General features: G+C 67.0%; 24 protein-coding genes. 12 read left to right on the forward strand and 12 right to left on the reverse strand.

Translation table 11 applies throughout. The features are described 5' to 3' along the window. Positions 1-32: 32 nt before the first annotated feature. The 8 genes from B4M43_RS20390 to B4M43_RS20425 all read right to left on the reverse strand — a co-directional run bounded on the left by B4M43_RS20390 (position 33) and on the right by B4M43_RS20425 (position 8,676). Entirely contained in the window at positions 33-734 is a 702-nt protein-coding gene (locus B4M43_RS20390; RefSeq protein ID WP_296269266.1) for a LexA family transcriptional regulator, read from the reverse strand. A gap of 189 nt (positions 735-923) precedes the next feature. Further along, entirely contained in the window at positions 924-1,451 is a 528-nt protein-coding gene (gene ppa / locus B4M43_RS20395) for an inorganic diphosphatase (protein ID WP_296269267.1), read from the reverse strand. Between the two features lie 93 nt (positions 1,452-1,544). Continuing rightward, a complete protein-coding gene (locus tag B4M43_RS20400; RefSeq protein ID WP_296269268.1) occupies positions 1,545-2,360 on the reverse strand; it encodes a zinc-dependent peptidase in 816 nt (271 codons plus the stop codon). Between the two features lie 9 nt (positions 2,361-2,369). Beyond that, positions 2,370-3,017: a DedA family protein gene (locus B4M43_RS20405; protein ID WP_296269269.1), complete on the reverse strand. Its 648-nt coding sequence runs from the start codon at positions 3,015-3,017 to the stop codon at positions 2,370-2,372. 187 nt (positions 3,018-3,204) lie between these two features. Beyond that, a complete protein-coding gene (eutC, locus tag B4M43_RS20410) occupies positions 3,205-4,065 on the reverse strand; it encodes an ethanolamine ammonia-lyase subunit EutC (protein ID WP_296269270.1) in 861 nt (286 codons plus the stop codon). Between the two features lie 9 nt (positions 4,066-4,074). Beyond that, positions 4,075-5,469 (reverse strand): ethanolamine ammonia-lyase subunit EutB, encoded by a 1,395-nt coding sequence (locus tag B4M43_RS20415; protein ID WP_296269271.1) that lies wholly within the window; start codon positions 5,467-5,469, stop codon positions 4,075-4,077. 48 nt (positions 5,470-5,517) lie between these two features. Continuing rightward, positions 5,518-6,966 (reverse strand): ethanolamine permease, encoded by a 1,449-nt coding sequence (eat, locus tag B4M43_RS20420; RefSeq protein ID WP_296269272.1) that lies wholly within the window; start codon positions 6,964-6,966, stop codon positions 5,518-5,520. A gap of 189 nt (positions 6,967-7,155) precedes the next feature. Continuing rightward, complete coding sequence (locus B4M43_RS20425; protein ID WP_296269273.1) at positions 7,156-8,676, reverse strand: aldehyde dehydrogenase family protein; 1,521 nt, start codon at positions 8,674-8,676, stop codon at positions 7,156-7,158. A 266-nt stretch (positions 8,677-8,942) separates the two neighbouring features. Here B4M43_RS20425 and B4M43_RS20430 point away from each other — a divergent pair, with 266 nt between their 5' ends. From B4M43_RS20430 to B4M43_RS20445, 4 genes are all read left to right on the forward strand, one after another. Further along, positions 8,943-10,874: a sigma-54-dependent Fis family transcriptional regulator gene (locus B4M43_RS20430; protein ID WP_296269274.1), complete on the forward strand. Its 1,932-nt coding sequence runs from the start codon at positions 8,943-8,945 to the stop codon at positions 10,872-10,874. A gap of 66 nt (positions 10,875-10,940) precedes the next feature. Next, positions 10,941-12,290 (forward strand): UDP-N-acetylmuramate:L-alanyl-gamma-D-glutamyl-meso-diaminopimelate ligase, encoded by a 1,350-nt coding sequence (mpl, locus tag B4M43_RS20435; RefSeq protein ID WP_296269275.1) that lies wholly within the window; start codon positions 10,941-10,943, stop codon positions 12,288-12,290. After that, positions 12,287-12,916: a flavin prenyltransferase UbiX gene (ubiX, locus tag B4M43_RS20440; protein WP_296269276.1), complete on the forward strand. Its 630-nt coding sequence runs from the start codon at positions 12,287-12,289 to the stop codon at positions 12,914-12,916. The genes mpl and ubiX overlap by 4 nt, the downstream gene beginning before the upstream one ends. Continuing rightward, positions 12,913-13,194 (forward strand): YceK/YidQ family lipoprotein, encoded by a 282-nt coding sequence (locus tag B4M43_RS20445; RefSeq protein WP_296269277.1) that lies wholly within the window; start codon positions 12,913-12,915, stop codon positions 13,192-13,194. Before ubiX ends, B4M43_RS20445 begins: the two co-directional genes overlap by 4 nt. 5 nt (positions 13,195-13,199) lie before the next feature. On the opposite strand, the gene B4M43_RS20450 is transcribed toward B4M43_RS20445, so the two are convergent. Continuing rightward, positions 13,200-13,841, reverse strand: coding sequence for an oxidoreductase (locus B4M43_RS20450; protein WP_296269278.1), 642 nt, complete (start codon positions 13,839-13,841; stop codon positions 13,200-13,202). Between the two features lie 43 nt (positions 13,842-13,884). After that, positions 13,885-15,642: a C13 family peptidase gene (locus B4M43_RS20455; RefSeq protein ID WP_296269279.1), complete on the reverse strand. Its 1,758-nt coding sequence runs from the start codon at positions 15,640-15,642 to the stop codon at positions 13,885-13,887. Between the two features lie 267 nt (positions 15,643-15,909). Here B4M43_RS20455 and B4M43_RS20460 point away from each other — a divergent pair, with 267 nt between their 5' ends. From B4M43_RS20460 to B4M43_RS20470, 3 genes are read left to right on the forward strand one after another with little or no spacing between them, the layout of a single operon-like run. Next, positions 15,910-16,272: a CidA/LrgA family protein gene (locus tag B4M43_RS20460; RefSeq protein ID WP_296269280.1), complete on the forward strand. Its 363-nt coding sequence runs from the start codon at positions 15,910-15,912 to the stop codon at positions 16,270-16,272. Continuing rightward, positions 16,269-16,985, forward strand: coding sequence for an LrgB family protein (locus B4M43_RS20465; RefSeq protein WP_296269281.1), 717 nt, complete (start codon positions 16,269-16,271; stop codon positions 16,983-16,985). The genes B4M43_RS20460 and B4M43_RS20465 overlap by 4 nt, the downstream gene beginning before the upstream one ends. Positions 16,986-16,994: 9 nt before the next feature. Next, entirely contained in the window at positions 16,995-17,585 is a 591-nt protein-coding gene (locus B4M43_RS20470) for an LON peptidase substrate-binding domain-containing protein (protein ID WP_296269282.1), read from the forward strand. 28 nt (positions 17,586-17,613) lie between these two features. Here B4M43_RS20470 and B4M43_RS20475 read toward each other — a convergent pair whose 3' ends face one another. Both B4M43_RS20475 and B4M43_RS20480 read right to left on the reverse strand, forming a co-directional pair. Next, positions 17,614-18,930 carry a bifunctional DedA family/phosphatase PAP2 family protein gene (locus B4M43_RS20475; RefSeq protein ID WP_296269283.1) on the reverse strand — a complete coding sequence of 439 codons (1,317 nt, stop codon included), beginning with the start codon at positions 18,928-18,930 and terminating at the stop codon, positions 17,614-17,616. 18 nt (positions 18,931-18,948) lie between these two features. After that, entirely contained in the window at positions 18,949-19,644 is a 696-nt protein-coding gene (locus B4M43_RS20480; RefSeq protein WP_296269284.1) for a DNA-3-methyladenine glycosylase, read from the reverse strand. A 304-nt stretch (positions 19,645-19,948) separates the two neighbouring features. On the opposite strand from B4M43_RS20480, the gene B4M43_RS20485 reads away from it, so the two are divergent. Genes B4M43_RS20485 through mrdA form a run of 5 tightly spaced genes read left to right on the forward strand, consistent with a single transcriptional unit; the run spans position 19,949 to position 24,733 of the window. Beyond that, on the forward strand, positions 19,949-21,220 hold the full coding sequence (locus tag B4M43_RS20485; RefSeq protein ID WP_296269285.1) for a glutamate-5-semialdehyde dehydrogenase: 1,272 nt from the start codon (positions 19,949-19,951) through the stop codon (positions 21,218-21,220). A gap of 13 nt (positions 21,221-21,233) precedes the next feature. Beyond that, positions 21,234-21,881: a nicotinate-nucleotide adenylyltransferase gene (gene nadD, locus B4M43_RS20490; RefSeq protein ID WP_296269389.1), complete on the forward strand. Its 648-nt coding sequence runs from the start codon at positions 21,234-21,236 to the stop codon at positions 21,879-21,881. Between the two features lie 43 nt (positions 21,882-21,924). Then, positions 21,925-22,347 (forward strand): ribosome silencing factor, encoded by a 423-nt coding sequence (rsfS, locus tag B4M43_RS20495; protein ID WP_296269286.1) that lies wholly within the window; start codon positions 21,925-21,927, stop codon positions 22,345-22,347. A gap of 9 nt (positions 22,348-22,356) precedes the next feature. Further along, positions 22,357-22,824 (forward strand): 23S rRNA (pseudouridine(1915)-N(3))-methyltransferase RlmH, encoded by a 468-nt coding sequence (gene rlmH, locus B4M43_RS20500; protein WP_296269287.1) that lies wholly within the window; start codon positions 22,357-22,359, stop codon positions 22,822-22,824. 16 nt (positions 22,825-22,840) lie between these two features. Then, positions 22,841-24,733, forward strand: a complete 1,893-nt coding sequence (gene mrdA, locus B4M43_RS20505; RefSeq protein WP_296269288.1) for a penicillin-binding protein 2 — start codon at positions 22,841-22,843, stop codon at positions 24,731-24,733. Positions 24,734-24,764: the final 31 nt, after the last annotated feature.

A 24,764-nucleotide genomic window follows, 5' to 3' on the forward strand; every position in this document is an offset into this window, starting at 1 on the left:
CCACTTGCCCAGCACAAACTACCCCAGTCGTTTCACCGTGGTCGCTGCTGGCGCAGGTGCGAGTACCAGAACACCCAACCGAACACATACAGGTCCTGGGCGCGGCGCTGGGCAGGGGAGAAGCGCTCGGTGGGGTAGTTGAGGCGGTCGTGGCTGTGCAGGCTGAGCACGTCGCGGTCGCCCAGGCTCAGTTGATGGATGCGCAGGCGGCCGTTGTGCAGCAGGGCGTAGGTTTCGCCTTCCACCACCCGGGTGCAACTGCGGTCGACGGCCAGCAAAGCGTTGCGTGGGATCACGGGAGTCATGTTGTGCGCGGGCATGGCCATGCACACTACGTCGCGCGGCGCGATGCCGAGGGCGTCCAGGGCCTGCTGCGGCAGCAGCACCTGGTGCGCGGTCACCGGCTTGAGCAGGCCGGCGTCGAGGCGGTGCAGGGAAAAGCGCGTTTGCGCGCCGTCGGCGGCCAGCAGCAACGAGGCCTGCCGGACTTGGCCAGGCACGGTAGCGCGCGGGCGCAGGATGGGGTCGGGGTGCTTGGGGCCTTCGCCGCATCTGAGCCAGCGACGGTGTACGCAGAACAGGTCGGCGATCTCGTCCATGCGCGCCATGGGCACGCCGCGTTTGAACCAGTTGTTGATGTGTTGCGGCGAGACGTTGCGCTGGGCGGCAAAGTCGGACGGGGTCAATTTGCACTCCTGCAGAAGTGCCTTCAAACGATCACCGGAATTGTTCATTGGAACAGTCTAGCGGCGCGGCCGTATGCGAAACATCAACAGGACGTTGAGCGGATCGGGAACCGCGTAGGGAGTCTGTAAGACGGCGGTGTAGGACGCTGTAGGACGAATTCTAAACGCCCAGCGGGAAGGTCCATTCTGCGGGCATAAAAAAACCCTGCCGAAACAGGGTTTTCCGATGCGGCGCTATCAGCCCTTGTAGGCTTCGACCGACTTGGTGATCGCGGCGCGGGCGGCGTCGGCGCCGTCCCAGCCTTCGATCTTGACCCACTTGCCCTTCTCCAGATCCTTGTAGTTGGCGAAGAAGTGCTCGATCTGCTGGATCAGCAGCGCCGGCAGGTCGGTGTATTCCTTCACGTCGACGTACAGCTGCGACAGCTTGTCGTGCGGGACGGCGATGACTTTGGCGTCGCCGCCGCCGTCGTCGGTCATGTTCAGGATGCCGACCGGACGGGCGCGGATCACCGAGCCTGGGGCGACCGGGTAAGGGGTCACGACCAGCACGTCGAGGGGGTCGCCGTCGTCGGCCAGGGTGTTGGGGATGAAGCCGTAGTTGGCCGGGTAGAACATCGGGGTGGCCATGAAACGGTCGACGAACAGGGTGTCGCTGTCCTTGTCGATTTCGTATTTGATCGGCGCGTGGTTGGCCGGGATCTCGATGGCGACGTAGATGTCGTTCGGCAGGTCTTTACCGGCCGGAATCTTGCTGTAGCTCATTGGGCAAAGCCCCCCTGTTAGGACCGAAAAAGTGGCGGCGATTATAGGCACATTCCACAAGGGCATGCCATGTCCGGCCGGGGCGGCGTGGCTTCAAGCGGGCTCGGGCCCATAGGCGGGGTCTTCGGCCTGCAGGCGTTGCAGACGCTCCAGCGGCGATTGCCGATAGAACAACGCCAGTTGTCGGTAGACCTCGGGGTAGGCCTGCATGAGCAGGTCGGGCGCGCTGAAGAAGTATTCGCTGGTGACGGCGAAGAACTCGGCGGGGTTTTCGGCGGCGTAGGGGTCGATGGCGGTCTCGGCGTCGGGGTCGGCGTCGAGTTGGCGGTTGAGGTCGTCGAAGGCCGTCTGCATGGCGTTGGCCCAGTCGCCGACGACCATGCCGCGGTGCAGCGGCGGCAGGCCGTTGGCGTCGCCGTTGAGCATGTCGAGCTTGTGCGCCAGCTCGTGGACGACCAGGTTGTAGGCGTCCCAGCCACCGCCGGCGAGCACCCCCGGCCAGGCCATGATCACCGGCCCCTGCTGCCAGGCTTCGCCGCTGTGCTCGCCGTTCCACACGTGTTCCACGCCACTGCCGTCGCGGTGGCGCTGCGGGCTCTGGAAGTCGTCGGGGTAGAGGATCAGCTCGTGGAAACCCTGGTACCAGTCGTGCTCGCCCAGGTGCAGCAGCGGCAATTGCGCCTGGGCGGCGAGGAACAGGCGTTGGGCATCGTCGAGATCGACGCCCGGCAGCAGGGTCAGGTGCTTGTCGTGCAGGAACAATACGCTGGCTTCGCGCAGCCAGCGGTCTTCATCGGCACCGATGCCGTCGAGCATCGGCAGGCGTTCGCGCACCTGCTGCCACAGGGCCGCGTCCACCGGGTAGCGGGCCAGGGTGCGGCGTCGGCGCCAGGCGCTGAACGACCACATGGGCGCGCCTCAGTGGGCCTTGGCGGCGCGTCCGAAACGGCTGCGCAGCAGACCCAGGATCATCGGGATCAGCGATAGCAGGATGATGCCGACCACCATCAGCGACAGGTGCTGCTTGATGAACGGCACGTTGCCGAAGAAGTAGCCCAGAGTCACCAGGCTGCCGACCCACAGCACCGAACCGGCCACGCTGAACGCCAGGAAGCGCACGTACTGCATGTGCGCGATGCCGGCCACGAAAGGCGCGAAGGTGCGCAGGATCGGCAGGAAACGCGCCAGGGTGACGGTCTTGCCGCCATGGCGGGCGTAGAACTCATGGGTTTTTTGCAGGTAGTCGCGGCGGAAGATCTTCGACGTGGGATTGCGGAACAACCGCTCGCCTGCCGTGCGGCCGATGACGTAGTTGGTGCTGTCGCCCAGGATCGCCGCCATGATCAGGAGGCCTGCGAGCAGCACCGGGTCCATGCCGCCGCCGGCAGCCACGGCGCCGGCGATGAACAGCAGCGAGTCGCCCGGCAGGAACGGCATCACCACCAGGCCCGTTTCGCAGAAGATCACCGCGAACAGGATGGCGTAGATCCACGGACCGTAGTTGGAGACCAGCACGTCGAGGTAGTAGTCGAGATGCAGAATGAGGTCCAGCGGATTGAATTCCATGTACAGCACCTGTGTTCGGGTCCCGCGGCGACGGGCGAGCGACGACGGACTGCGCGCTGGTGGCGAGCGTCCTTGCCTGAGAGGGTGGGTAAAATTTCTTACGTGATAGGCACGGCATTATACGGGCAACTTCGGAAAGTGCCCGTGGAGTTTGTAGCGGGGGATTACCGGGTACTTTTACCCTGCCTCAATCGCTGCCAAGCAGGAAATTCCCGGTTTTCTTATCGGCCGCCTCGTCGCCGATGCTCTGCACTTCGGCTTCGTCCTTGAGCGTGACCCCCGACAGCTGCCGCCGACACGCCTCGCGCATCAGGTACAGCAGACGGTGGGCGGCCATGCCGTAGCTCAGGCCTTCCAGGCGCACGTTGGAGATGCAGTTGCGCGCCGCATCGGTCAGGCCGACGCGGGGCGCGTAGGTGAAGTACACCCCCAGGCTGTCGGGCGAGCTGAGCCCCGGTCGCTCGCCGATCAGCATCACCGTCATGCGCGCGCCGAGCAGTTGCCCCACTTCGTCGGCCACCGCCACCCGGCCCTGCTCGACCAGCACCACCGGCGCGCGGCGCCAGCCGTCGACCGCGGCCTGTTCGTCGAAACGCTTGAGCAGGGCGGCGCTGTGGCGGTGCACGGCCAGGGCCGACAAGCCATCGGCGATGACGATGGCCAGGTCGACGCCGCCCGGGTGTCGTTCGGCATGTTCGCGCAACCGGACAGCCGAATCCTCGGACAGACGTCGGCCGAGGTCGGGGCGTTGCAGGTATTCGTGGCGGTCGCTCGCTGCGCTGTGCAGCAGCAGGGTTTCGTGGCCAGCGCCGTGCAGTTGCTGGCTCAGGGCGTCGTGGTCGAACGGCAGGTGCACCGCGTCGCGTGCCTGGGCGTGGGCGAACTGGAAGTCGAGCTGGGCGGCGGTGGGCAGGCTGGTGCCGGTGCGGCCCAGGGCGATGCGCGCAGGCGTCAGGGTGCGCAGGGCAAGCCAGGGGTTGTCCAAGGCGGGAGCAGAGGTCGGGTCGCCGGCCGCGTCTGCGGCGGGTTCGAGCGTGGAACGGTCCATGGTCACCTCTCAGGCCAGTTGCGCCAGCGCCTGGCGGAATGCCGGCGGCAGGTTGTCGCCGAAGCGCACCCGGCCATCGGCCTGGGTGAAGATCCCGGTGCGTTCGAGCCAGGCCTCGAATTCCGGCCCGGGCCGCAGCCCCAGGGTTTGCCGCGCGTAGAGCGCGTCGTGGAACGAGGTGGTCTGGTAGTTGAGCATGATGTCGTCCGAGCCCGGAATGCCCATGATGAAGTTGATCCCGGCCACGCCCAGCAGGGTCAGCAGGGTGTCCATGTCGTCCTGGTCGGCTTCGGCGTGGTTGGTGTAGCAGATGTCGCAGCCCATCGGCACGCCGAGCAGCTTGCCGCAGAAGTGGTCCTCCAGGCCGGCGCGGATGATCTGCTTGCCGTTGTACAGGTATTCCGGGCCGATGAAGCCGACCACGGTGTTGACCAGGAACGGCTTGAAATGCCGGGCCACGGCGTAGGCGCGGGTCTCGCAGGTCTGCTGGTCGACGCCATGGTGGGCGTTGGCCGACAACGCGCTGCCCTGGCCGGTCTCGAAGTACATGAGGTTCTGCCCGGCCGTGCCGCGCTTGAGCGACAGCCCCGCCTCGTAACCCTCCTGCAACACATTGAGGTTGACCCCGAAGCTGGCGTTGGCCGCCTCGGTGCCGGCGATGGACTGGAACACCAGGTCCAGCGGCACGCCGCGGTTGATCGCCTCGATGGAGGTGGTGACGTGGGTGAGCACGCAGGCCTGGGTCGGAATCTGGTAGCGCTCGATCACCGCATCCAGCATCTCCAGCAAGGCGCAGATCGAGGCGGTGCTGTCGGTGGCCGGGTTGATGCCGATCATGGCGTCGCCGTTGCCGTACAGCAGGCCGTCGAGAATGCTCGCGGCGATGCCGGCCGGCTCGTCGGTGGGGTGGTTGGGTTGCAGGCGCGTCGACAGGCGCCCGCGCAGGCCCATGGTGCCGCGGAATGCGGTGACCACGCGGATCTTCTGCGCCACCAGAACCAGATCCTGCACGCGCATGATCTTTGACACCGCCGCCGCCATTTCCGGCGTCAGCCCCGGTGCCAAGGCGCGCAGGCTGTGCTCGTCGGCCGCCTCGCTGAGCAGCCAGTCGCGCAGGCCGCCCACGGTCAGGTGGCCGACCGGGGCGAAGGCCTCGGCGTCATGGCTGTCGACGATCAGCCGGGTGACTTCGTCATCTTCGTAGGGAATCAACGCTTCGTTGAGGAATTCGCGCAGCGGGATGTCTGCCAGGGCCATCTGCGCCGCGACGCGCTCGCCGTCGTTGCCCGCCGCCACCCCGGCCAGGACGTCGCCCGAGCGCGCCGGGCTGGCCTTGGCCATCACCTCTTTGAGGCTGTCGAAGCGGTAGAGCAGGTGGCCGATGCTGTGTACGTAACGTGCCATAGGGGTTCTCCAGAGCGCCGCAGGGTTAGCTGCGGCGCGGCTCGGCGATCAGTGCAGGGCCTCTTCGGCGTCCTGGATCGCGGCGAATTCTTCTTCCGGGGTGCCCGCCACCAGGTGGTGGCGGCTGTAGAAGGCGAAGTAGGCGATCAATACGCCATAGATCACGGCGGCGCCGATCACCACCCGCGGATCGACCAAGAACCCCGCCACTACGGCGATGCAGGCCAGTACCAGGGCCACGCCCGAAGTGAAGATGCCACCGGGCGTGCGGTACGGGCGGGCCATCTTCGGCCGGCGGATGCGCAGGGTGATGTGCGCGGCCATCATCAGTACGTACGACAGCGTAGCGCCGAACACCGCCACCAGGATCAGCAGGTCGCCCTGGTCGGTCAGCGACAGGGCGAAGCCCACCAGGCCAGGAATCACCAGGGCCAGCACCGGGGCCTTGCTCTTGTTGGTCTGCGACAGCTTGCGCGGTAGGTAGCCGGCGCGCGACAAGGCGAAGATCTGCCGCGAATAGGCGTAGATGATCGAGAAGAAGCTAGCGATCAGACCGGCCAGGCCCACCAGGTTGACGAAGGCGCCCATCCAGGTCGAGCCGCCGTAGGCCTTGGCCAGGGCTTCGACCAGCGGGTTGCCCGAGGCCTTGAGCGCTTCGGAGCCGGCCGCGCCTGGGCCGATGATGAGGATTAGCAGGGCGAAGGCCAGCAGCACCAACATCGCGCCGATCAGCCCGCGGGGCAGGTCGCGTTTGGGGTTCTTGGTTTCTTCAGCGGCCAGCGGCACGCCCTCGACCGCCAGGAAGAACCAGATCGCATAGGGAATCGCCGCCCACACGCCGACGTAGCCCAGGGGCAGGAAGCTGCTGGCACCGACGGCGTCGGTCGGGGCGATGTCGAACAGGTTGGCTGCATCAAAATGGGGCACCATGCTCACCAGGAACACCAGCAGGGCGATCGCGGCCACGGCGGTGATGGCGAACATCAGCTTCAAGGCCTCGCCCACCCCCAGGATGTGGATGCCGATGAAGACGATGTAGAAGGCCAGGTAGATCATCCAGCCGCCGATGCCGAACAGCGACTCGCAATAGGCGCCGATGAACACCGCGATGGCGGCGGGGGCGATGGAGTATTCGATGAGGATCGCCGTGCCGGTGAGGAAGCCGCCCCAGGGGCCGAAGGCGCTGCGGGCAAACCCGTAGCCGCCGCCGGCGGTAGGGATCATCGAGGACAGCTCGGCCAGCGAGAAGCACATGCACAGGTACATCGTCGCCATCAGCAGGGTGGCCAGGAACATGCCGCCCCAGCCGCCCTGGGCCAGGCCGAAGTTCCAGCCGGCGTAGTCGCCGGAGATGACGTACGCCACCCCCAGGCCCACCAGCAGGACCCAGCCGGCGGCGCCTTTTTTCAGTTCGCGTTGCTGGAAATAGTCGGAGCCGACGTTCTCGAAGTCGACCGAAGGATTGGCCGGCGCAGAGCCGGAGTGATCGCTTGGCATAGTGTTCACCTGTTGTTTTTTTGGTTGGCCGCTGAAACGGTCGGCCGTGTGGTGATGTGCGTTGCAGGAAGCGAGCCAGAGCGGTTGCGGTGGATTGCGGTCTGGCTTGGAAGAGGGTTGTCGGGGGATCGGTAGTGGAGCTTTCGCGGGCGAAGCGGTGTTCGATTCGCCCGCGAAACGTTCAGCCGATCAGAAGAACCCCAACGGATTGATGTCGTAGCTCACCAGCAGGTTCTTGGTCTGCTGGTAGTGGTCGAGCATCATCTTGTGGGTCTCGCGGCCCACGCCCGACTTCTTGTAGCCGCCGAACGCGGCATGCGCCGGGTACAGGTGGTAGCAGTTGGTCCACACGCGGCCGGCCTTGATGCCACGGCCCATGCGGTAGGCGCGGTTGATGTCGCGGGTCCAGACCCCGGCGCCGAGGCCGAACTCGGTGTCGTTGGCGATCGCCAGGGCTTCGGCTTCGTCCTTGAAGGTGGTGACGCTGACCACCGGGCCGAAGATCTCCTCCTGGAACACGCGCATCTTGTTGTTGCCCTTGAGCAGGGTCGGCTGGATGTAATAGCCGGTCGACAGCGCGCCTTCGAGCCGTTCCACCTTGCCGCCGGTGAGCAGTTCGGCACCTTCCTCCTGGGCGATCTGCAGGTACTGCTGGATCTTCTCGAACTGCTGCTCGGACGCCTGGGCGCCGACCATGGTCTCGGTGTCGAGCGGATCGCCGCGCTTGATCTGCAGCACTTTCTTCATCACCACGTCCATGAATTGCGGGTAGATTGACTCCTGCACCAGCGCGCGCGACGGGCAGGTGCACACCTCGCCCTGGTTGAAGAAGGCCAGCACCAGGCCTTCGGCGGCCTTGTCGATGAAGCTCGGTTCGGCCTGCATGATGTCTTCGAAGTAGACGTTGGGCGACTTGCCCCCCAGCTCCACGGTGGACGGAATGATGTTCTCGGCCGCGCACTTCATGATGTGCGAGCCCACCGGGGTGGAGCCGGTGAAGGCGATCTTGGCGATGCGCTTGCTGGTGGCCAGGGCCTCGCCGGCTTCACGGCCGTAGCCTTGCACCACGTTGAGCACGCCCTTGGGCAACAGGTCGCCGATCAATTCCATCAGCACGCTGATGCCCAGCGGCGTCTGCTCGGCGGGCTTGAGCACCACGCAGTTGCCGGCGGCCAGGGCCGGGGCGAGTTTCCAGGCGGCCATCAGCAACGGGAAGTTCCACGGGATGATCTGCCCGACCACGCCCAGCGGCTCGTGGATGTGGTAGGCGACGGTCTTCTCGTCGATCTCGGCGGCGCCGCCTTCCTGGGCGCGCAGGCAGCCGGCGAAGTAGCGGAAGTGGTCGACGGCCAGGGGAATGTCGGCGTTCAGGGTTTCGCGGATCGGCTTGCCGTTGTCCCAGGTTTCGGTGATGGCCAGCAGTTCCAGGTTCTGCTCGATGCGGTCGGCGATGCGCAGCAGGACGTTGGAGCGCTCCTGCACCGAGGTGCGGCCCCAGGCGTCGGCGGCGGCATGGGCGGCGTCCAGCGCCTTGTCGATGTCCTTGGCGGTGGAGCGGGGGAATTCGGCGATGGGCTGGCCGTTGACCGGCGAAGTGTTGGTGAAGTGCTGGCCTTCGACCGGCGGGACGAACTCACCGCCGATGTAATTGCCGTAGCGCGCCTTGAACGAGACCTTGGCGCCGTCGGTACCGGGATGTGCGTAACGCATGGTGTGTCTCCTGATCGATTTATGTTTGTTGAGGAGTGGCAAAGCGTAGAGCAAAGGTCGGGCCAGTGCCTGCCAGCCCAGGCGATGCGCGGGTTTGCGGAAAATTGAATAGGGCCGACGCCAAGACGACGTAACGCAGGTGGCACGTTCGCCGTGACGTTTTGTACCGGTTTTGGCGCGTTGCACGTGACTGCGCCGCACGCCCCATTGCAAAGCCCCGGTCGCTGGGCGATGCTCGGGGAAATCCTTCTGTGCAGAAACACGCGATGAACAGCCGCTCGTTCAGCCGTCATGCCCGCCAAGTGCTCACCGTCGCCAACGGTCAACCCATCGGTGCAGGCAGCGACCCGTCGATCGCCCGCTCCTGGTTGCGCTGCCTGGAGGACTACCACCTCGACCCGGCCCTGGCCCAGGCGCCCGCCGTGCTCGAACATGCCCACGTGCAGCAGGGCCGCCAGCGCCTGGGCCAGGTGCTGGAAATCGCCGGTACGGAAATGCACAGCTTGCACCAGCAACTCAGCGGCGCCGGGCACGCGGTGCTGCTCACCGACGCCCAGGGCATCATCCTGAATTGCCTGACCGCGCCCACCGAACAGCGCATCTTCGAGCGCGCCGGGCTGTGGCTGGGCGCCGACTGGAGCGAGGCGCGCGAAGGCACCAACGGCATCGGCACCTGCCTGGTCGAGCGCCAGCCGCTGACCATCCACCAGGACGAACACTTCCGCGGGCGGCACACGGGGCTGACCTGCTCGTCGAGCCCGGTGTTCGACCCCCAGGGCGACTTGCTGGCTGTGCTCGACGTTTCTTCGGCGCGCACCGACGTGTCGCGGCAGAGCCAGTTCCACACCATGGCGCTGGTCAACCTGTCGGCCAAGGTCATCGAGCGCTGCTATTTCCTGCGCCAGTTCGAGCACCTGTGGCTGCTGCGTTTTCATGTGCAGGCCGAATCGGTGGGCCTGTTCAGCGAAGGGTTGCTGGCGATCGACGGCGACGGCCGCATCCAGGCGGTCAACCAGGGTGCGCTGAACCTGATCGGTGCGCCGCGCAGCGGGTTGCTGGGGCAGTCGGTGGAGCGTTTCTTCGCCTGCCGCCTGGACGACCTGCTGGCCCGCGCCGCGCCCCAGGGCAGCGCGGTGTGGCCGCTGACCACCCACCAGGGCCGGGCCATGTTCGCCAGCCTGCGCGGCCAGCCACCACGGCCGGTGTGGACGGTGCCGGCCAGTGCGCCGCCTGCGCGCAAGCCCGCTGTGCAGGGCTGCTGGGTCGACCCGGCCTTGCAGGACGACTTCCGCCGCGCCGTGCGCGTGTTCCAGCGCGACGTGCCGCTGCTGCTGTGCGGCGAAACCGGCTGCGGCAAGGAAGCCTTCGCCCAGGCCGTGCACCAGGCCAGCGACCGCCAGGGCCGGCCGTTCGTGGCGATCAACTGTGCGTCGATCCCGGAAAGCCTGATCGAGAGCGAGCTGTTCGGCTATCGCGGCGGCAGCTTCACCGGCGCGCGCAAGGAAGGCATGCGCGGCAAGCTGTTGCAGGCCGACGGCGGCACCTTGCTGCTGGACGAGATCGGCGACATGCCGCTGGCACTGCAAACCCGGCTGCTGCGCGTGCTGGAAGACCGCCAGGTGGTGCCCATCGGCGGCGAGCCGCGGCGCGTCGATATCCGCATCATCAGCGCCACCCACCGCCATTTGCTGGAGCGGGTCGAGCAGGGCAGTTTTCGGGAAGACCTGTATTACCGCCTCAACGGTCTGGAAATCGCCCTGCCGGCCGTGCGCGAGCGCAGCGACCGAGGTGCGCTGCTGGACACGTTGCTGGCCACTGAAGCCGCGGGGCAGGTCACCGTCCTGGAGCCGGCCGCGCGCCAGGCGCTGCTCGACTTCGCCTGGCCGGGCAACGTGCGGCAGATGAAGAACGTGCTGCGCGCCGTGGTCGCCTTGAGCGAGCAGGGGCGCATCACCCTGGCCGATCTGCCGGCCGCAGTGCGCGGTGGCACAGGCAGCATCGCCTCAGCGCCGGCTGCGCCGAGCGAGCGACCGCCGCCTGCTCTGGGCGACGAACTGGACCTCGCCGAACGCAACGCGCTGCTCGACCTGCTGCAAGCCCGGCGCTGGCATCTGACCCAGGTCGCCGAGCACTTGGGCATCAGCCGCAACACCCTGTACCGCAAGCTGCGTAAGCACGGCATCCGCCGCGCCGACTGAGCGAAACAGCGGGTGCGCTTTGCCTAGGGCTGGGCTACCCTGCCTCGACGTTTTGCGAGGTCGATCATGCACATTCATATTCTCGGTATTTGCGGCACTTTCATGGGCTCCCTGGCGGTACTGGCCAAGGCGCTCGGGCACCGGGTCACCGGCTCCGATGCCAACGTCTATCCGCCGATGAGCACCCAGCTCCAAGCCCAAGGCATCGAGCTGACCCAGGGCTACGACCCGGCGCAGCTGCAACCGGCGCCAGACCTGGTGGTGATCGGCAACGCCATGTCGCGCGGCAACCCGGCGGTGGAGTACGTGCTGAACAAGGGCCTGCCCTACGTGTCGGGGCCGCAGTGGCTGGCCGACCACGTGCTGCAAGGGCGCTGGGTGCTGGCAGTGGCCGGCACCCACGGCAAGACCACCACCAGCAGCATGCTGGCCTGGGTCCTGGAACATGCCGGCATGAGCCCGGGCTTCCTGATCGGCGGCGTGCCGCAGAACTTCTCGGTGTCGGCGCGCCTGGGCGATACACCCTTCTTCGTGGTCGAGGCCGACGAGTACGACAGCGCCTTCTTCGACAAGCGCTCCAAGTTCGTGCACTACCACCCGCGCACCGCGATCCTCAACAACCTGGAATTCGACCACGCCGACATCTTTCCCGATCTGCAAGCCATCGAGCGGCAGTTCCACCACCTGGTGCGCACCATCCCCAGCGAAGGCCTGGTCATCCATCCGACCCGCGAGCAAGCGCTGGCGCGGGTGATCGACATGGGTTGCTGGACGCCGGTGCAGACCACCGGCGAAGGCGGCCAGTGGCAGGCGCGCCTGCTCAGCGCCGACGGTTCGCGCTTCGAAGTGCTGTTCGACGGCCAGGTACAAGGCACCGTGCAATGGCCACTGACCGGCCGGCATAACGTCGACAATGCGCTGGCCACCTTGGCTGCCGCACGCCACGTGGGCGTGGCGCCGGCCTTGGGCATCGAAGGCTTGAGCGCCTTCAAGAACGTCAAACGGCGCATGGAAACCATCGCCGAGGTACAGGGCGTCACCATCTATGACGACTTCGCCCACCACCCCACGGCCATCGCCACCACCCTCGACGGCCTGCGCAAACGGGTTGGCGAGGCGCCGGTCATTGCCATCATCGAGCCGCGTTCCAACTCCATGAAGCTCGGCGCGCACCGCGACGGCCTGCCGGAAAGCGTCGTCGATGCCGACCAGGTGATCTGGTACGCCCCGGCCAACCTCGGCTGGGACCTGGCCGCCACCGCCGCCGAATGTCGCGTGCCTTCGGTGGTGGCCGACAGCCTCGAAGCGATCATCGAGCAGGTCAAGGGCCAGGCCCGCCCCGGCACCCACGTGGTGATCATGAGCAACGGCGGCTTCGGCGGCCTGCACCTGAAACTCGCCGAGGCCCTGCGATGAGCGGGCCGCAACGCGTCACCCTGGCCATGACCGGAGCCTCGGGCGCGCAATACGGCCTGCGCCTGCTCGATTGCCTGGTGCGCGAAGACCGCGAGGTGCATTTTCTGATCTCCAAGGCCGCGCAACTGGTGATGGCCACCGAGACCGACGTCGAACTGCCGGCCAAGCCACAGGCGGCGCAGGCGTTCCTCACCGAATACACCGGCGCCTCTGCTGGGCAGATTCGCGTATACGGCAAGGAAGACTGGATGTCGCCCGTGGCCTCAGGCTCCGGCGCGCCGGCGGCGATGGTGGTGGTGCCCTGTTCCACCGGCACCCTGTCGGCGATCGCCACCGGGGCATGCAACAACCTCATCGAGCGTGCCGCCGACGTCACCCTTAAGGAACGCCGGCAACTGATCCTGGTGCCGCGCGAGGCGCCGTTCTCGACGATCCATCTGGAAAACATGCTCAAGCTGTCGAACATGGGCGCGGTGATCCTGCCGGCGGCGCCGGGCTTCTACCACCAGCCGCAGACCATCGACGACCTGATCGACTTCGTCGTGGCGCGGATCCTTAACCTGTTGGACATCCCGCAAGACATGCTGCCGCGCTGGGGCGAGCACCACGTCGGCAGCGATCTGTGAAGGCACTGCTGCTGGCCGGTGCCGTGCTGCTGAGCGGCTGCGCCACGGTCGGCACGCTCGACGCCAAGCGGGCGGACGCACCCGTGGTCTATGCTGGCACGCGGCTCGACCTTTATGCCCTGAAAGGCGGCTGCTGCGCCGAGGACCGCTTCGGCACCCCGGCGCCTGCCTGGCCGGGACTGGACCTGCCCTTCAGCGCGGTGCTCGACACCCTGTTACTGCCGCTGTCGGTGGCGACTGCACTGGGCGCACAGTTCAACGCCACTGGCGGCCTGTAGCCCTTTTACTTGCCCAGGCGACGCAGATCGTCCGACTCCACTACCCGCACGCCGTCCTGCTCTTCCAGCGCCAAGCGCCATAGCGCGCGGGCCAGGGTGCAGGCCTCGATACCTTTGTATTTGCCGGGAATCAGGCGCGCCAGAGGCGCCGCCAGGCGCTCGGCCAAGCGCTGGTTCAGGCGTTCGCCCAGCAATAGAGAAGGGCGGGCGATGGTCAGTTGCGGCCAGCCCTGTTGCTTGAGGGCCTCTTCCATCTCGCCTTTGACGCGGTTGTAGAACACCGAAGAGCCGGTGTCGGCGCCGATCGCGCTGATCACCAGCAGATGCCGCGCGCCCAGCTCGCGGGCGCGCTTGCCGAAGGCGGTGACCAGTTCCAGATCGACGGCGCGGAAGGCCGCTTCCGAGCCGGCTTGCTTGATCGTGCTGCCCAGGCAGCAGAAGGCGATGTCGACGTTGCCGGTGAGCGCCGGCAGCAGGTCGGCAAGCTCGCCCACGGGGTTTTCCAAGTGCGCGTGCTCGACCAGGGGACGTCGCGTCGGTGCCAGGACGCGGCTGATGGTGGGTTCGCTGAGCAGGCGGTCGAGCAGGTGCTCGCCGGTCAGGCCGGTGGCGCCGGCGATCAAGACACGCTGGGGCGTCAGGTACATACGGTATCTCCCTGTTCGATGTAGAAACGGCCTGTGGCCGCGCCTACAGATTCAATGCCTGCTCGGCTTGCTGGCGGCGCAGGCGCTGCCAGTGTGCGATTACCCCCGAAGGCGCCCAGATCTGCGGTTCAGAGGCTTCGAAGCCTTCCCGGCGTTCTCGTTCGGCAACGCTGGCGCGAGCCAGTTCAAACGCCTGTTTCAGGTCGTCGGTCTGGTTCAGCGCCTGGGCGAACAAGGCATCGCCGAAATAGGTGAAATCCGCCTCTTCGGAACAGCCGAACGATACCCGGTCGGCCCGTGCGGCGGTCATGATCAGCGTGCGTTCGTCCTTGAGCGGTGCGATGTAACCGCCCGAATAACAGGCCGAGACCACGATCACTTTGTCGCGCTGCTTGAGCGGCGCCAGCACGCTGGCCAGCTCGTCGGCGGCCAGGTCGGCCAGTTGCAGGCGCGGCTGGTCGAGCACCAGTTGGTGGTCGGCGCTGCCATGGGTGGTGAGGTAGATGAACACCAGGTCGTCGTTGGACGTGCGCTCGGCCAGCGCCTGCACTGCGCGGCGCAGGCTTTCGCGGGTGGCCATGGGCCGGGTCGCCATGCTGTCGCGGTGGTTGACCAGGGTGATCTGGCCGGTGGCGCCGAAGCGCACCTTGAGCAGGTTGCTGACGTAGTCGGCTTCGCGCAGGAACACGCTCTGCTGACCGTCGCCGGCCACCACCAGGCTGTACAGCCCAGTGGCAGGCTTGGCCGGCGACGCGGCGCCGGTGTGCGCATGCCCGGCCGCAGGGCCCGACGCCACGCCGGGCTTCACGCCGTGCGCCTGTGGCAGCCGCGCCAAGGCCTGGTCGAGCAGGGCACCCTGGTTGAGCAGCGCCAGGTCCAGCGGGTCGGGCAGCAGGTGGCCGCGCTCGTCGCGCACGCGCACACCGTTGACCCAGACACCGGCTTCCACACGCCCGTCGGCGTAGGTCAGGCGACCCTCGCCGTGGTAGGTGTCGTTGTCGAAGGCGCCCTGGTACTGGCTGCCCTCGGACAGTTGCAGATGGCCCTGGCCGGAGAAGCGCCAGTCGCGGAACTGCCCTTTGTAGTGGCTGCCGTCGGCGCCGAGCAGTTCGCCCTCGCCGGCCAGCGCGCCGTCCTTGAACGGGCCGATCCATACGTCGCCTTCGGCGTTCTCGTAGCGGCCGCGGCCTTCCAGGCGGTTGTCCTTGAATTCGCCGATGTACTGCTCGCCCTCGACGCTGTCGAAGGTGCCGCTGCCTTGCAGCTGGCCGTCGACGAAGGTGCCGCTGAAGCGGTTGCCGCTGGCGTCGCTGCGCACCCCGGCGCCGTTGGGCTTGCCTTGGCTGAACAGGCCCTGGTAGCGGCTGCCGTCGGCCATTTGCAGTTCGCCGGCGCCCTGGTACTGGTCGTCCGCGAACTGGCCGCGGTACAGCTGGTCGTGCTGCTTGAGCGTGCCGTCGCCGTCGCGTCGGCCCTGTTTGAAGGTGCCGCTGTAGTGGCTGTCGGGCGTCGTCAGTTCGCCCAGACCGTCGAACAGGCCCTGGACGAACTGGCCACGGTAGACCTCGCCGTGGCTGCCGTGCCATTCGCCGTCGCCGTGCCATTGGCCGTCGTGGAAACCGCCCTGGTAGTAGCTGCCGTTGGGGTAGTCGATGCGTCCCTGGCCTTGCAGCAAGCCATTGACCACCTCGCCCCGGTAACGGCCGCCATCGGGCAGGCGCGCGTCGGGCGGCGAAAGCGACTCGCCCTCGCCGCAGGCCGCGAGCAGCAGGGTCAACGCAAGGGGCAGCAGTGGGCGCATGACGGAGTCCGGCTGGAAAATCGGCGAGTATGCCGCAGATTGCCTGCGCGCCGACAGCCATCGCACGTGCCGCGCATCGCCTTCGGACGAACAGCGCAGCGGCGCGGCATCGCGTGCCTGCCAGAGGTCGTCGACGTTGCCGCTGGCGGGCCTCGAAGGCCTGCACGGCAGTGTCGGGCCGGTCAAGGGAAGAAGTTTACGGCCACGGTCGGCCGATGCCGTCGGCTCGCGTGCTTATAATGGCCGCCTCGCTCGAAGGAGGTGCCTATGCTGTTGCGCGGATTGACCTGGTTGGTGCTGTTCCAGTTGCTGGGCACGGCGCTCAACCACCTGCTGCTGCCCATGTTGCCGGGGCCGATCGTCGGCCTGTTGCTGCTGCTGGTCTGGCTGATGGCCAGGGGCGAAGTCGGCCAGCCGCTGAGCGAAGCGTCGTCGAGCCTGCTGCGCTACCTGCCGCTGCTGCTGGTGCCGCCGGCGGTAGGGGTGATGGTCTACGCCAAGGACATCGCCGCCGACTTCTGGGCCATCGTCGGCGCGCTGGTGATCTCCTGCGTGCTGAGCCTGGTGCTGGCCGGCGTGTTGATGCAGAGGCTCATCCACCGTCAGAGCGCGCGCAAGGAGCAGCCATGACCCCCGACGTGCAGGGCGCCTGGACGGCCGTGGTGCACCACCCGCTGTTCGGCATCGGCATCACCTTGGGCGCCTACCAACTGGCGGTCGCGGCCTACGAAAGAACCCGCTGGATCTTCCTGCAACCGGTGCTGGTGTCGATGCTGCTGTTGATCGGTGTGCTGCTGTCGTGCGGCATCCAGTACAGCGAGTACCGCAAGAGCACCGAGATCCTCAACATCCTGCTGGGGCCGGCCACCGTGGCCCTGGCGGTGCCGCTGTACCTGAACCTGCGGCGCATCCGCCAGTTGTTCTGGCCGACCTTTACTACGCTGGTAGTCGGCGGCGTGTTCGCCACCCTGACGTGCGTGGCGTTGGGTTACGCCTTCGGCGCCGAGCACATGATCCTGATGACCATGGCGCCCAAGTCGGTGACCTCGCCCATCGCCATGCTCGTGGCCGAACAGATCGGCGGAGTGGCGGCGCTGGCGGCGGTGTTCGTGCTGATCACCGGGGTGCTGGGCGCTATCGTCGGCCCGGCGCTGCTCGACCGCTTCGGCGTGACCCACCCCGAGGCCCGCGGCATGTCGCTGGGCATCACGGCGCACGCGGTGGGCACCTCGGTGGCGTTGCAGGAAAGCGATGAATGCGGCGCCTTCGCGGCGCTGGCGATGAGCCTGATGGGCGTGGCCACCGCGGTGCTCCTGCCGCTGGCGGTCAGCCTGGTGACCTGAGGACGCGACATGACGTTACCGCTGTTTCCGCTCAATACCGTGCTGTTTCCCGGCTGTCTGCTCGACTTGCAGATTTTTGAAGCACGCTACCTGGACATGATCGGCCGCTGCATGAAGCAGGGCGAAGGCTTCGGCGTGGTGTGCATCCTCGACGGCGAGCAGGTCGGCCACGCCCCCACCGGCGTGGCGACGGTCGGCTGCGAGGCGCTGATCCGCGACTTCGTACAGCAGGAGAACGGCCTGCTGGGCATTCGCATCGAGGGAGCCCGACGCTTCCGACTGGGTGAAACCCAGGTGCGCAAGGACCAGCTGCTGGTCGGCGAAGTCGAGTGGCTGGCCGAGCAGGCCGACAGCGCCTTGCTCGAACAGGACGATGATCTGCTGGCGCTGCTGCTGGCTTTGGGCGAGCACCCGATGGTCAAGTCTCTGGACATGCCCCAGGCGGTCGACGGCCGGCAGTCGCTGGCCAACCAGTTGGGGTACCTGTTGCCGTTTCCGGAAGAGGACAAACTCAGGTTGCTGGCCACCGACTCCCCCGAGCAGCGTCTGGACGCCATCCAGGCATTGCTCGAGCAGTTGCAAGGCGAGGTGATCGGCTGAGGCCGACGGGCGCCTTGCGGCGCCCCTTTCAGTACTGGTAGCGCAGTAGCGCGGCGGGCAGGGCGTGGAAGGCGAAGAACGCCATCAGCGCCGCGCAGGCCGGCAGCACCAGCCACCACACCCGCACCGGCATGGCCGGCAGGGGCTCGCGGTTCTGCACCAGGGTCAGGGTCAGGGCGCACACACAGCAGGCCAGCAGGGTGCCGGCGAGGATGTCGGTCGGCCAGTGCGCGCCGAGGTAGACCCGCGACAGGGCGATCGTCATGGCGGGCAGGCAGCCCAGCAAGACCCAGGTCAGGCGCATGCGCGTCGGCTGGCCGCGCCCGGCCAGGACCGCCAGCACCAGGAAAAAGGCGAACGAGGCCGAGCTGTGCCCGCTGGGCATGCTGTAGCTGGTCAGCGGCTCGGTGAGCACTTCGGGGCGCGCGCGGGCGAACAGCCATTTCAAGCTGCCGTTGCCGACGGCGGTGCCGATCAGCGCGCAGCCGGCGAACAGCGCATGGCGCCATTGCCGCACCAGCAGCAGCAACCCGGTCAGCAGCCCGCCGAGGAAGAACTGCGTGCGGAAATCGCCCAGCCGGGTGATCAGCACCACGGCGCCGTCCAGCGCCTGGCGGCGGTGTTCCTGGACCAGGGTCATCACGCCCTGGTCGAAGTCGTGCAGCCACGGCCAGCCGACGAACACGGCGATCAACGCCAGCAGGCACGATCCGCTGATCAGGCGGCTGCCGTGGCGGTGGTCGCGGATGCTGCTGTTCAGGCTGACCACGATCAGCAGCGCCAGAGTGCCCACGACGATGCCGGCCTGCGGCCAGAAGTCTTCCGGCAGCGGCAGGCGGATGGCCGCGCCGGTCGCCCAGCCGGGCAGCAGATAGGCCACCGACCAACCGGCGGCGGCCACCAGGCTGACGGCGACGAAGCGCAGCAGCGGCATGTCGAACATGCCCGCGACCATCGGCAGCATCGGCCGCAGCGGGCCGATGAAGCGGCCCACCAGCAGGCTGGCGATGCCATAGCGCTTGAAATAGGTCTCGGCGCTGCCGATCCATTCGGGGTGGTGGCGTATCAGCGGCAAACCGCGGATGTTCTGGTGGAAGTACTTGCCGATGGCGTAGGACAGCGCATCGCCGAGCAAGCCCCCGGCGAACCCCAGCAACAGCGTTTCCCCCAGCGTGAAGGCGCCGCTGCCGGCCAGCACCGCCACCGCGAACAGCAGCACGGTGCCGGGCACGATGATGCCGGCGATGGCCAGGCACTCGATGCAGGCGATGAGGAAGATGGCCATGCCCAGCCATTGTGGGTTGGCACTGAGCCAGGTGGTGAGGCTGTCGAGCCATTGGCCCATGATATCAGTGTCCTTCGTTCAGGAGGGGAAAGCCTTGAGGATGGAGAAGTCCTGCCCTTCGACTTGGCCACGGCGAAGCGGGTTCCGCGTGCAGAAGCGGGCATAGGCGGCATCGACGAAGCGGTAGGGCAGGTGCTCATCGCGGCCGTGGGGAATGCCCAGGCGCGCGGTCTGGATAATCTCCGGCACCGCGATGCCGCAATCTTCCACGTAGAAGCGCTGTGGGTCGAAGCGCTGGGCGTCCCAGTGCGGCACCTTCAGGCCCAGGGCGCGGCAGAGCAGGGTCTGGCCGGCGCACAGGCGCCCGTCGGGGCGCGGGTTGCCGCTGGCGTCGGGGTTGTTCAACTGCATGCGCGCCAGGCTGTTGGCGTCGCTCAGGGCGTCGGTCCAGGGGTAGGCCGACTTGATCAGCACGGCGTTGCCCGGCCCGTGGGCGCTGAAGTTCAGCGAGTCGCCGCCGCGCGCGTAGTACATGTAGATGTGCCCGCCGTCGAGAAACAGCGCCTTGCGCTTTTCGGTGAAGCCCAGGGAGGCGTGGCTGCCCTTGTCGCTGAGGTAATAGGCCTCGGTCTCGATGATCCGCGCGGCCAGCCACAGGTCGCCTTGGCGATGGCGGATGACTTTGCCGAGCAGGTCCTTGGCCAGGGTCTGGGCGTCGCGGTCGAAGAAGCTGTCGGGCAAGGCCGAGGGCGGGTGGGGATCCGGCGTCGTCATGGGGGGCGGCTTCCAGGCGAAAAGACCGGGATCATAGCAACGAATGACGGACCGCAGCGCTGGCCTTGTGCCTGTACCTAATCCATGGCCATTGACCGCGCACCGGCCATGCGCCCGTAAACACGGGCTGCGGTGACACACCGAGACACTTACCAAGCCAAAATCGGACAATTCCGATACCTACCGTTACATCTTTCTGACCCTGCGGCTGTGACATTTACTACCATCCGCCTCCCACCGCTGGGCGTATACCGGCGCGCCCGCTATAATCAGCCGCTTTCCCCTTCGCCAAGACACCGAACCCATGACTGAGTCCGTTCTTGACTACATGACCCGCCTGGGTCGCGCCGCCCGCGAAGCCTCGCGGGTCATCGGCCGTGCCAGCACCGCGCAGAAGAACCGCGCCCTGCAGGCTGCCGCCGCGGCGCTGGACGCTGCCCGCGATGAGCTGACCGCCGCCAATGAGCAAGACCTGGCCGCTGGCCGCGCCAATGGCCTGGAGCCAGCGCTGCTCGACCGTCTGGCGCTAACCCCGGCGCGCATCGACGGCATGATCACCGGCCTGCGCCAGGTCGCCGCGCTGCCCGATCCGGTCGGGGCGATCCGCGACATGAGCTACCGGCCTTCGGGCATTCAGGTCGGCAAGATGCGTGTGCCTTTGGGCGTTGTGGGAATCATCTACGAGTCGCGTCCGAACGTGACCATCGATGCCGCCAGCCTGTGCCTTAAATCGGGTAACGCGACCATCCTGCGTGGCGGCTCCGAAGCCATCCATTCCAACCGCGCCATCGCCCGCTGCATCCAGCGCGGCCTGGCCGACGCCGGTCTGCCGGCCGCGGTGGTGCAGGTGGTCGAGACCACCGACCGTGCGGCGGTCGGGGCGTTGATCAGCATGCCCGACTACGTCGACGTCATCGTGCCCCGTGGCGGGCGCAGCCTGATCGAACGCGTCAGCCGCGAGGCCCGCGTGCCGGTCATCAAGCACCTCGACGGCATCTGCCACGTGTACGTGGCCGAGCACGCCGAGCTGGCCAAGGCCCAGCGCATCGCCTTCAACGCCAAGACCTATCGCTACGGCATCTGCGGCGCCATGGAAACCCTGCTGGTCGACCAGCGCGTGGCCCAGGCTTTCCTGCCCGGCATGGCCGAGGCCTTGATCGAGAAGGGCGTGGAGCTGCGCGGCTGCGAGCGGACCCGCGCCATCGTCGACGCCCAGCCGGCCAGCGAAGCGGACTGGCACACCGAATACCTGGCGCCGATCCTGTCGATCCGCGTCGTCGACGGCTTCGAACAGGCCGTCGAGCACATCAACCATTACGGTTCGCACCACACCGACGCCATCGTCACCGAGCACCAGGGCCAGGCCCGACGTTTCCTCACCGAAGTCGATTCGGCTTCGGTCATGATCAACGCGCCGACCTGTTTCGCAGACGGTTTCGAGTACGGCCTGGGCGCGGAAATCGGCATCTCCACCGACAAGCTGCACGCCCGCGGCCCGGTCGGCCTGGAAGGCCTGACCTGCGAAAAATACGTGGTGATCGGCGACGGCCAACTGCGCGGCCAGGAGCCGAGCTGAATTGACCGCACCCCTGCCAGCCCGGCGCATCGGCATCCTGGGCGGAACCTTCGACCCCGTGCACATCGGCCACCTGCGCAGCGCGCTGGAAGTGGCCGAGCTGATGCGGCTGGACGAACTGCGCCTGCTGCCCAACGCCCGCCCGCCGCACCGCGACACACCGCAGGTGACGCCGCAAGACCGCTTGGCCATGGTGCGCCATGCGGTGGCCGGCACGACGCAACTGAGCGTCGACGCCCGCGAGCTGGCGCGCGACAAACCGTCGTACACCATCGACACGCTCGAATCGTTGCGCGCCGAACTCGCCGCCGACGACCAGTTGTTCCTGCTGCTGGGTTGGGACGCCTTCTGCGGCCTGCCGGGCTGGCACCGTTGGGAAGAGCTGCTGCAACACTGTCACATCCTGGTGCTGCAACGCCCGGATGCCGACGTCGAACCCCCTTTCGAGCTGCGCAACCTGCTGGCTGCGCGCTCCGCGAGCGATCCTACCGCCATGCCCGGCCCGGCGGGGCACATTTCGTTCGTCTGGCAGACCCCGCTCGCGGTGTCCGCTACGCAGATCCGACAGCTGCTGGCCAGCGGCAAGTCGGTGCGGTTCCTGGTGCCGGACGCAGTACTGGCCTACATAGAGGCGCACGACCTGTATCGTGCGTCTACCTGAAGGTGCCTCGGGCACCTCACTCAACACGTTGAACGAGTTTGATATGACCAAGCAGAAAATCCATGGCGAAGCACTGGTCGAGCTGACCAAATCGGCGCTCGAAGACGTCAAGGCCCAAGACATCCAGGTGATCGACGTCCGCGACAAGCACAGCCTCACCGACTACATGATCATCGCCACCGGTACCTCCAACCGGCAGATCAACGCGATGCTGGAAAAGGTCCGGGAAGCGGTCAAGGCCAAGGGCGCGCAGCCTCTGGGCGAAGAAGGCAAGGGCGACAGCGACTGGGTGCTGCTCGACCTCAACGACGTCATCGTGCACATGATGACCGCCGCTGCCCGCCAGTTCTACGACCTGGAGCGTCTGTGGGTCGGCGCCGAGCAGAGCCGCGCCGCCGACGGCAAGCACCACAGCCCCGAGAACAGCACCCACGACTACTTCGAAAAGCTCAAGGACCGGGAATAGGTCGGCGCCATGCGTCTGCGCCTGATCGCGGTCGGTTCGCGCATGCCCAAGTGGGTCGAGGAAGGCTGGCACGAATACGCCAAGCGCCTGCCTACGGAGATGGCGCTGGAGCTTGTGGAAATCCCGCTGAACACCCGCGGCAAGAACGCCGACGTGACCCGCCTGATCCGTCAGGAGGGCGACGCCATGCTGAGCAAGGTGCAGCCGGGCGAGCGCATCGTCACCCTCGAAGTGCACGGCAAGCCCTGGAGCACCGAGCAGTTGGCGGGCGAGCTCGACCGCTGGCGCCTCGATGCGCGCACCGTCAACCTGATGGTCGGCGGCCCCGAGGGGCTGGCCCCGCAGGTGTGCGCGCGGGCCGAACAGCGCTGGTCGCTGTCGCCGCTGACACTGCCGCACCCGTTGGTAAGGATACTGATCGGCGAACAGATCTACCGCGCCTGGACCGTGCTGTCCGGGCATCCCTACCACAAATAGCCTGTAAGCCTGACCGATGTCGCAGCCGATCCGCCTCAAGGACCACGAGAAAGACGCCCGTCTGGTGCGCAAGCGCGTCGTGGTCGGCGCCGTGGCGGTCACGTTGCTCATCTGCGTGCTGGTCGCGCGCCTGTACTTCCTGCAGGTCGTGCAGTACGACTACCACTCCACGCTGTCGGAGAACAATCGGGTGCACGTGCAGCCGATTCCGCCCACCCGTGGGCTGATCTACGACCGCAACGGCGTGATCATCGCCGACAACCGGCCCAGCTTCAGCCTGAGCATGACCCGCGAGCGCGCCGGCAGCGACTGGCCCCAGGTGCTCGACGCCATCGTCGAAGTGCTGCAACTGAGCGAAGACGACCGCGTGCTGTTCGAAAAGCGCATGCGCCAGGGGCGTCGGCCGTTCGAACCGGTGCCGATCCTGTTCGAACTGACCGAAGAGCAGATCGCCCGCGTGGCGGTCAACCAGTTCCGCCTGCCCGGCGTGGAAGTGGTGGCGCAACTGGTGCGGCACTACCCCCAGGGCGCGCATTTCGCCCATTCGGTGGGCTATGTGGGGCGGATCAACGAGAAAGAGCTCAAGACCCTCGACCCGATCAACTACAGCGGCACCCACCACATCGGCAAGACCGGCATCGAGCGCTTCTACGAGAGCGCCCTGCATGGCCAGGTCGGCTACGAAGAGGTCGAGACCAACGCCCGCGGCCGCGTGCTGCGCGTGCTCAAGCGCACCGACCCCAAGCCCGGCAAGGACATCGTGCTGAGCCTGGACATCAAGCTGCAGGAGGCCGCCGAAGCGGCGCTGGGCGGACGGCGCGGCGCCGTGGTGGCGCTCGATCCGCGTACCGGCGAGGTGCTGGCGATGGTCAGCCAGCCGAGCTTCGATCCCAACCTGTTCGTCACCGGCATCAGCTTCAAGGCCTACGCCGAGCTGCGCGACTCGATCGACCGGCCGCTGTTCAACCGCGTGCTGCGCGGGCTGTACCCGCCAGGCTCGACGATCAAGCCCGCCGTGGCCATCGCCGGCCTCGACAGCGGCGTGATCAACGCCGGCAGCCGGGTGTTCGACCCCGGCTACTACCAACTGCCCAACTACGACCACAAGTACCGCAACTGGAATCGCAGCGGTGACGGCTGGGTCGATCTCGACACGGCGATCATGCGTTCCAACGACACCTACTTCTACGACCTGGCGCACAAGATGGGCATCGATCGCCTGTCGACCTACATGAACAAGTTCGGCATCGGCCAGCGCGTGTCGCTGGACATGTTCGAGGAATCGGCCGGGCTCATGCCGTCGCGCGAATGGAAGCGCGCCACCCGCCGCCAGGCCTGGTTCCCCGGCGAAACGCTGATCCTCGGCATCGGCCAGGGCTACATGCAGGCCACCCCCCTGCAACTGGCCCAGGCCACCGCGCTGATCGCCAACAAGGGCGTGTGGAACCGCCCGCGCCTGGCCAAGACCATCGAAGGCGAGCCGCCGGTGGACGAAGAACCGATGCCCAATATCGTGCTGCGCGACCCGTCCGACTGGAACAAGGTCACCCACGGTATGGAGCAGGTGATGCAGGGCGCGCGCGGCACCGCGCGCAAGGCTGCGCTCGGCGCGCAGTACCGCATCGCTGGCAAGAGCGGCACCGCGCAGGTGGTGGCGATTCGCCAAGGCGAGAAATACGACCGCAACAAGCTCCAGGAGCGCCATCGCGACCATGCCCTGTTCGTCGCCTTCGCCCCGGCCGAAAAGCCCGAGATCGTGATTTCGGTGATGGTCGAGAACGGCGAGTCGGGGTCCGGTGTGGCCGCGCCCGTGGTGCGCCAGATCATGGACGCCTGGCTGCTCGATGAACATGGCCGGCTCAAGTCCGCCGCCGTGCCTGCCACCGTCGCCGAGGAACCGGCCCCGTGATGAACAATTTCGACCGCATGCTCTCCAGCGA

It is taken from the genome of Pseudomonas sp. UBA6562 (assembly GCF_002434265.1).
Lineage (GTDB): Bacteria > Pseudomonadota > Gammaproteobacteria > Pseudomonadales > Pseudomonadaceae > Aquipseudomonas.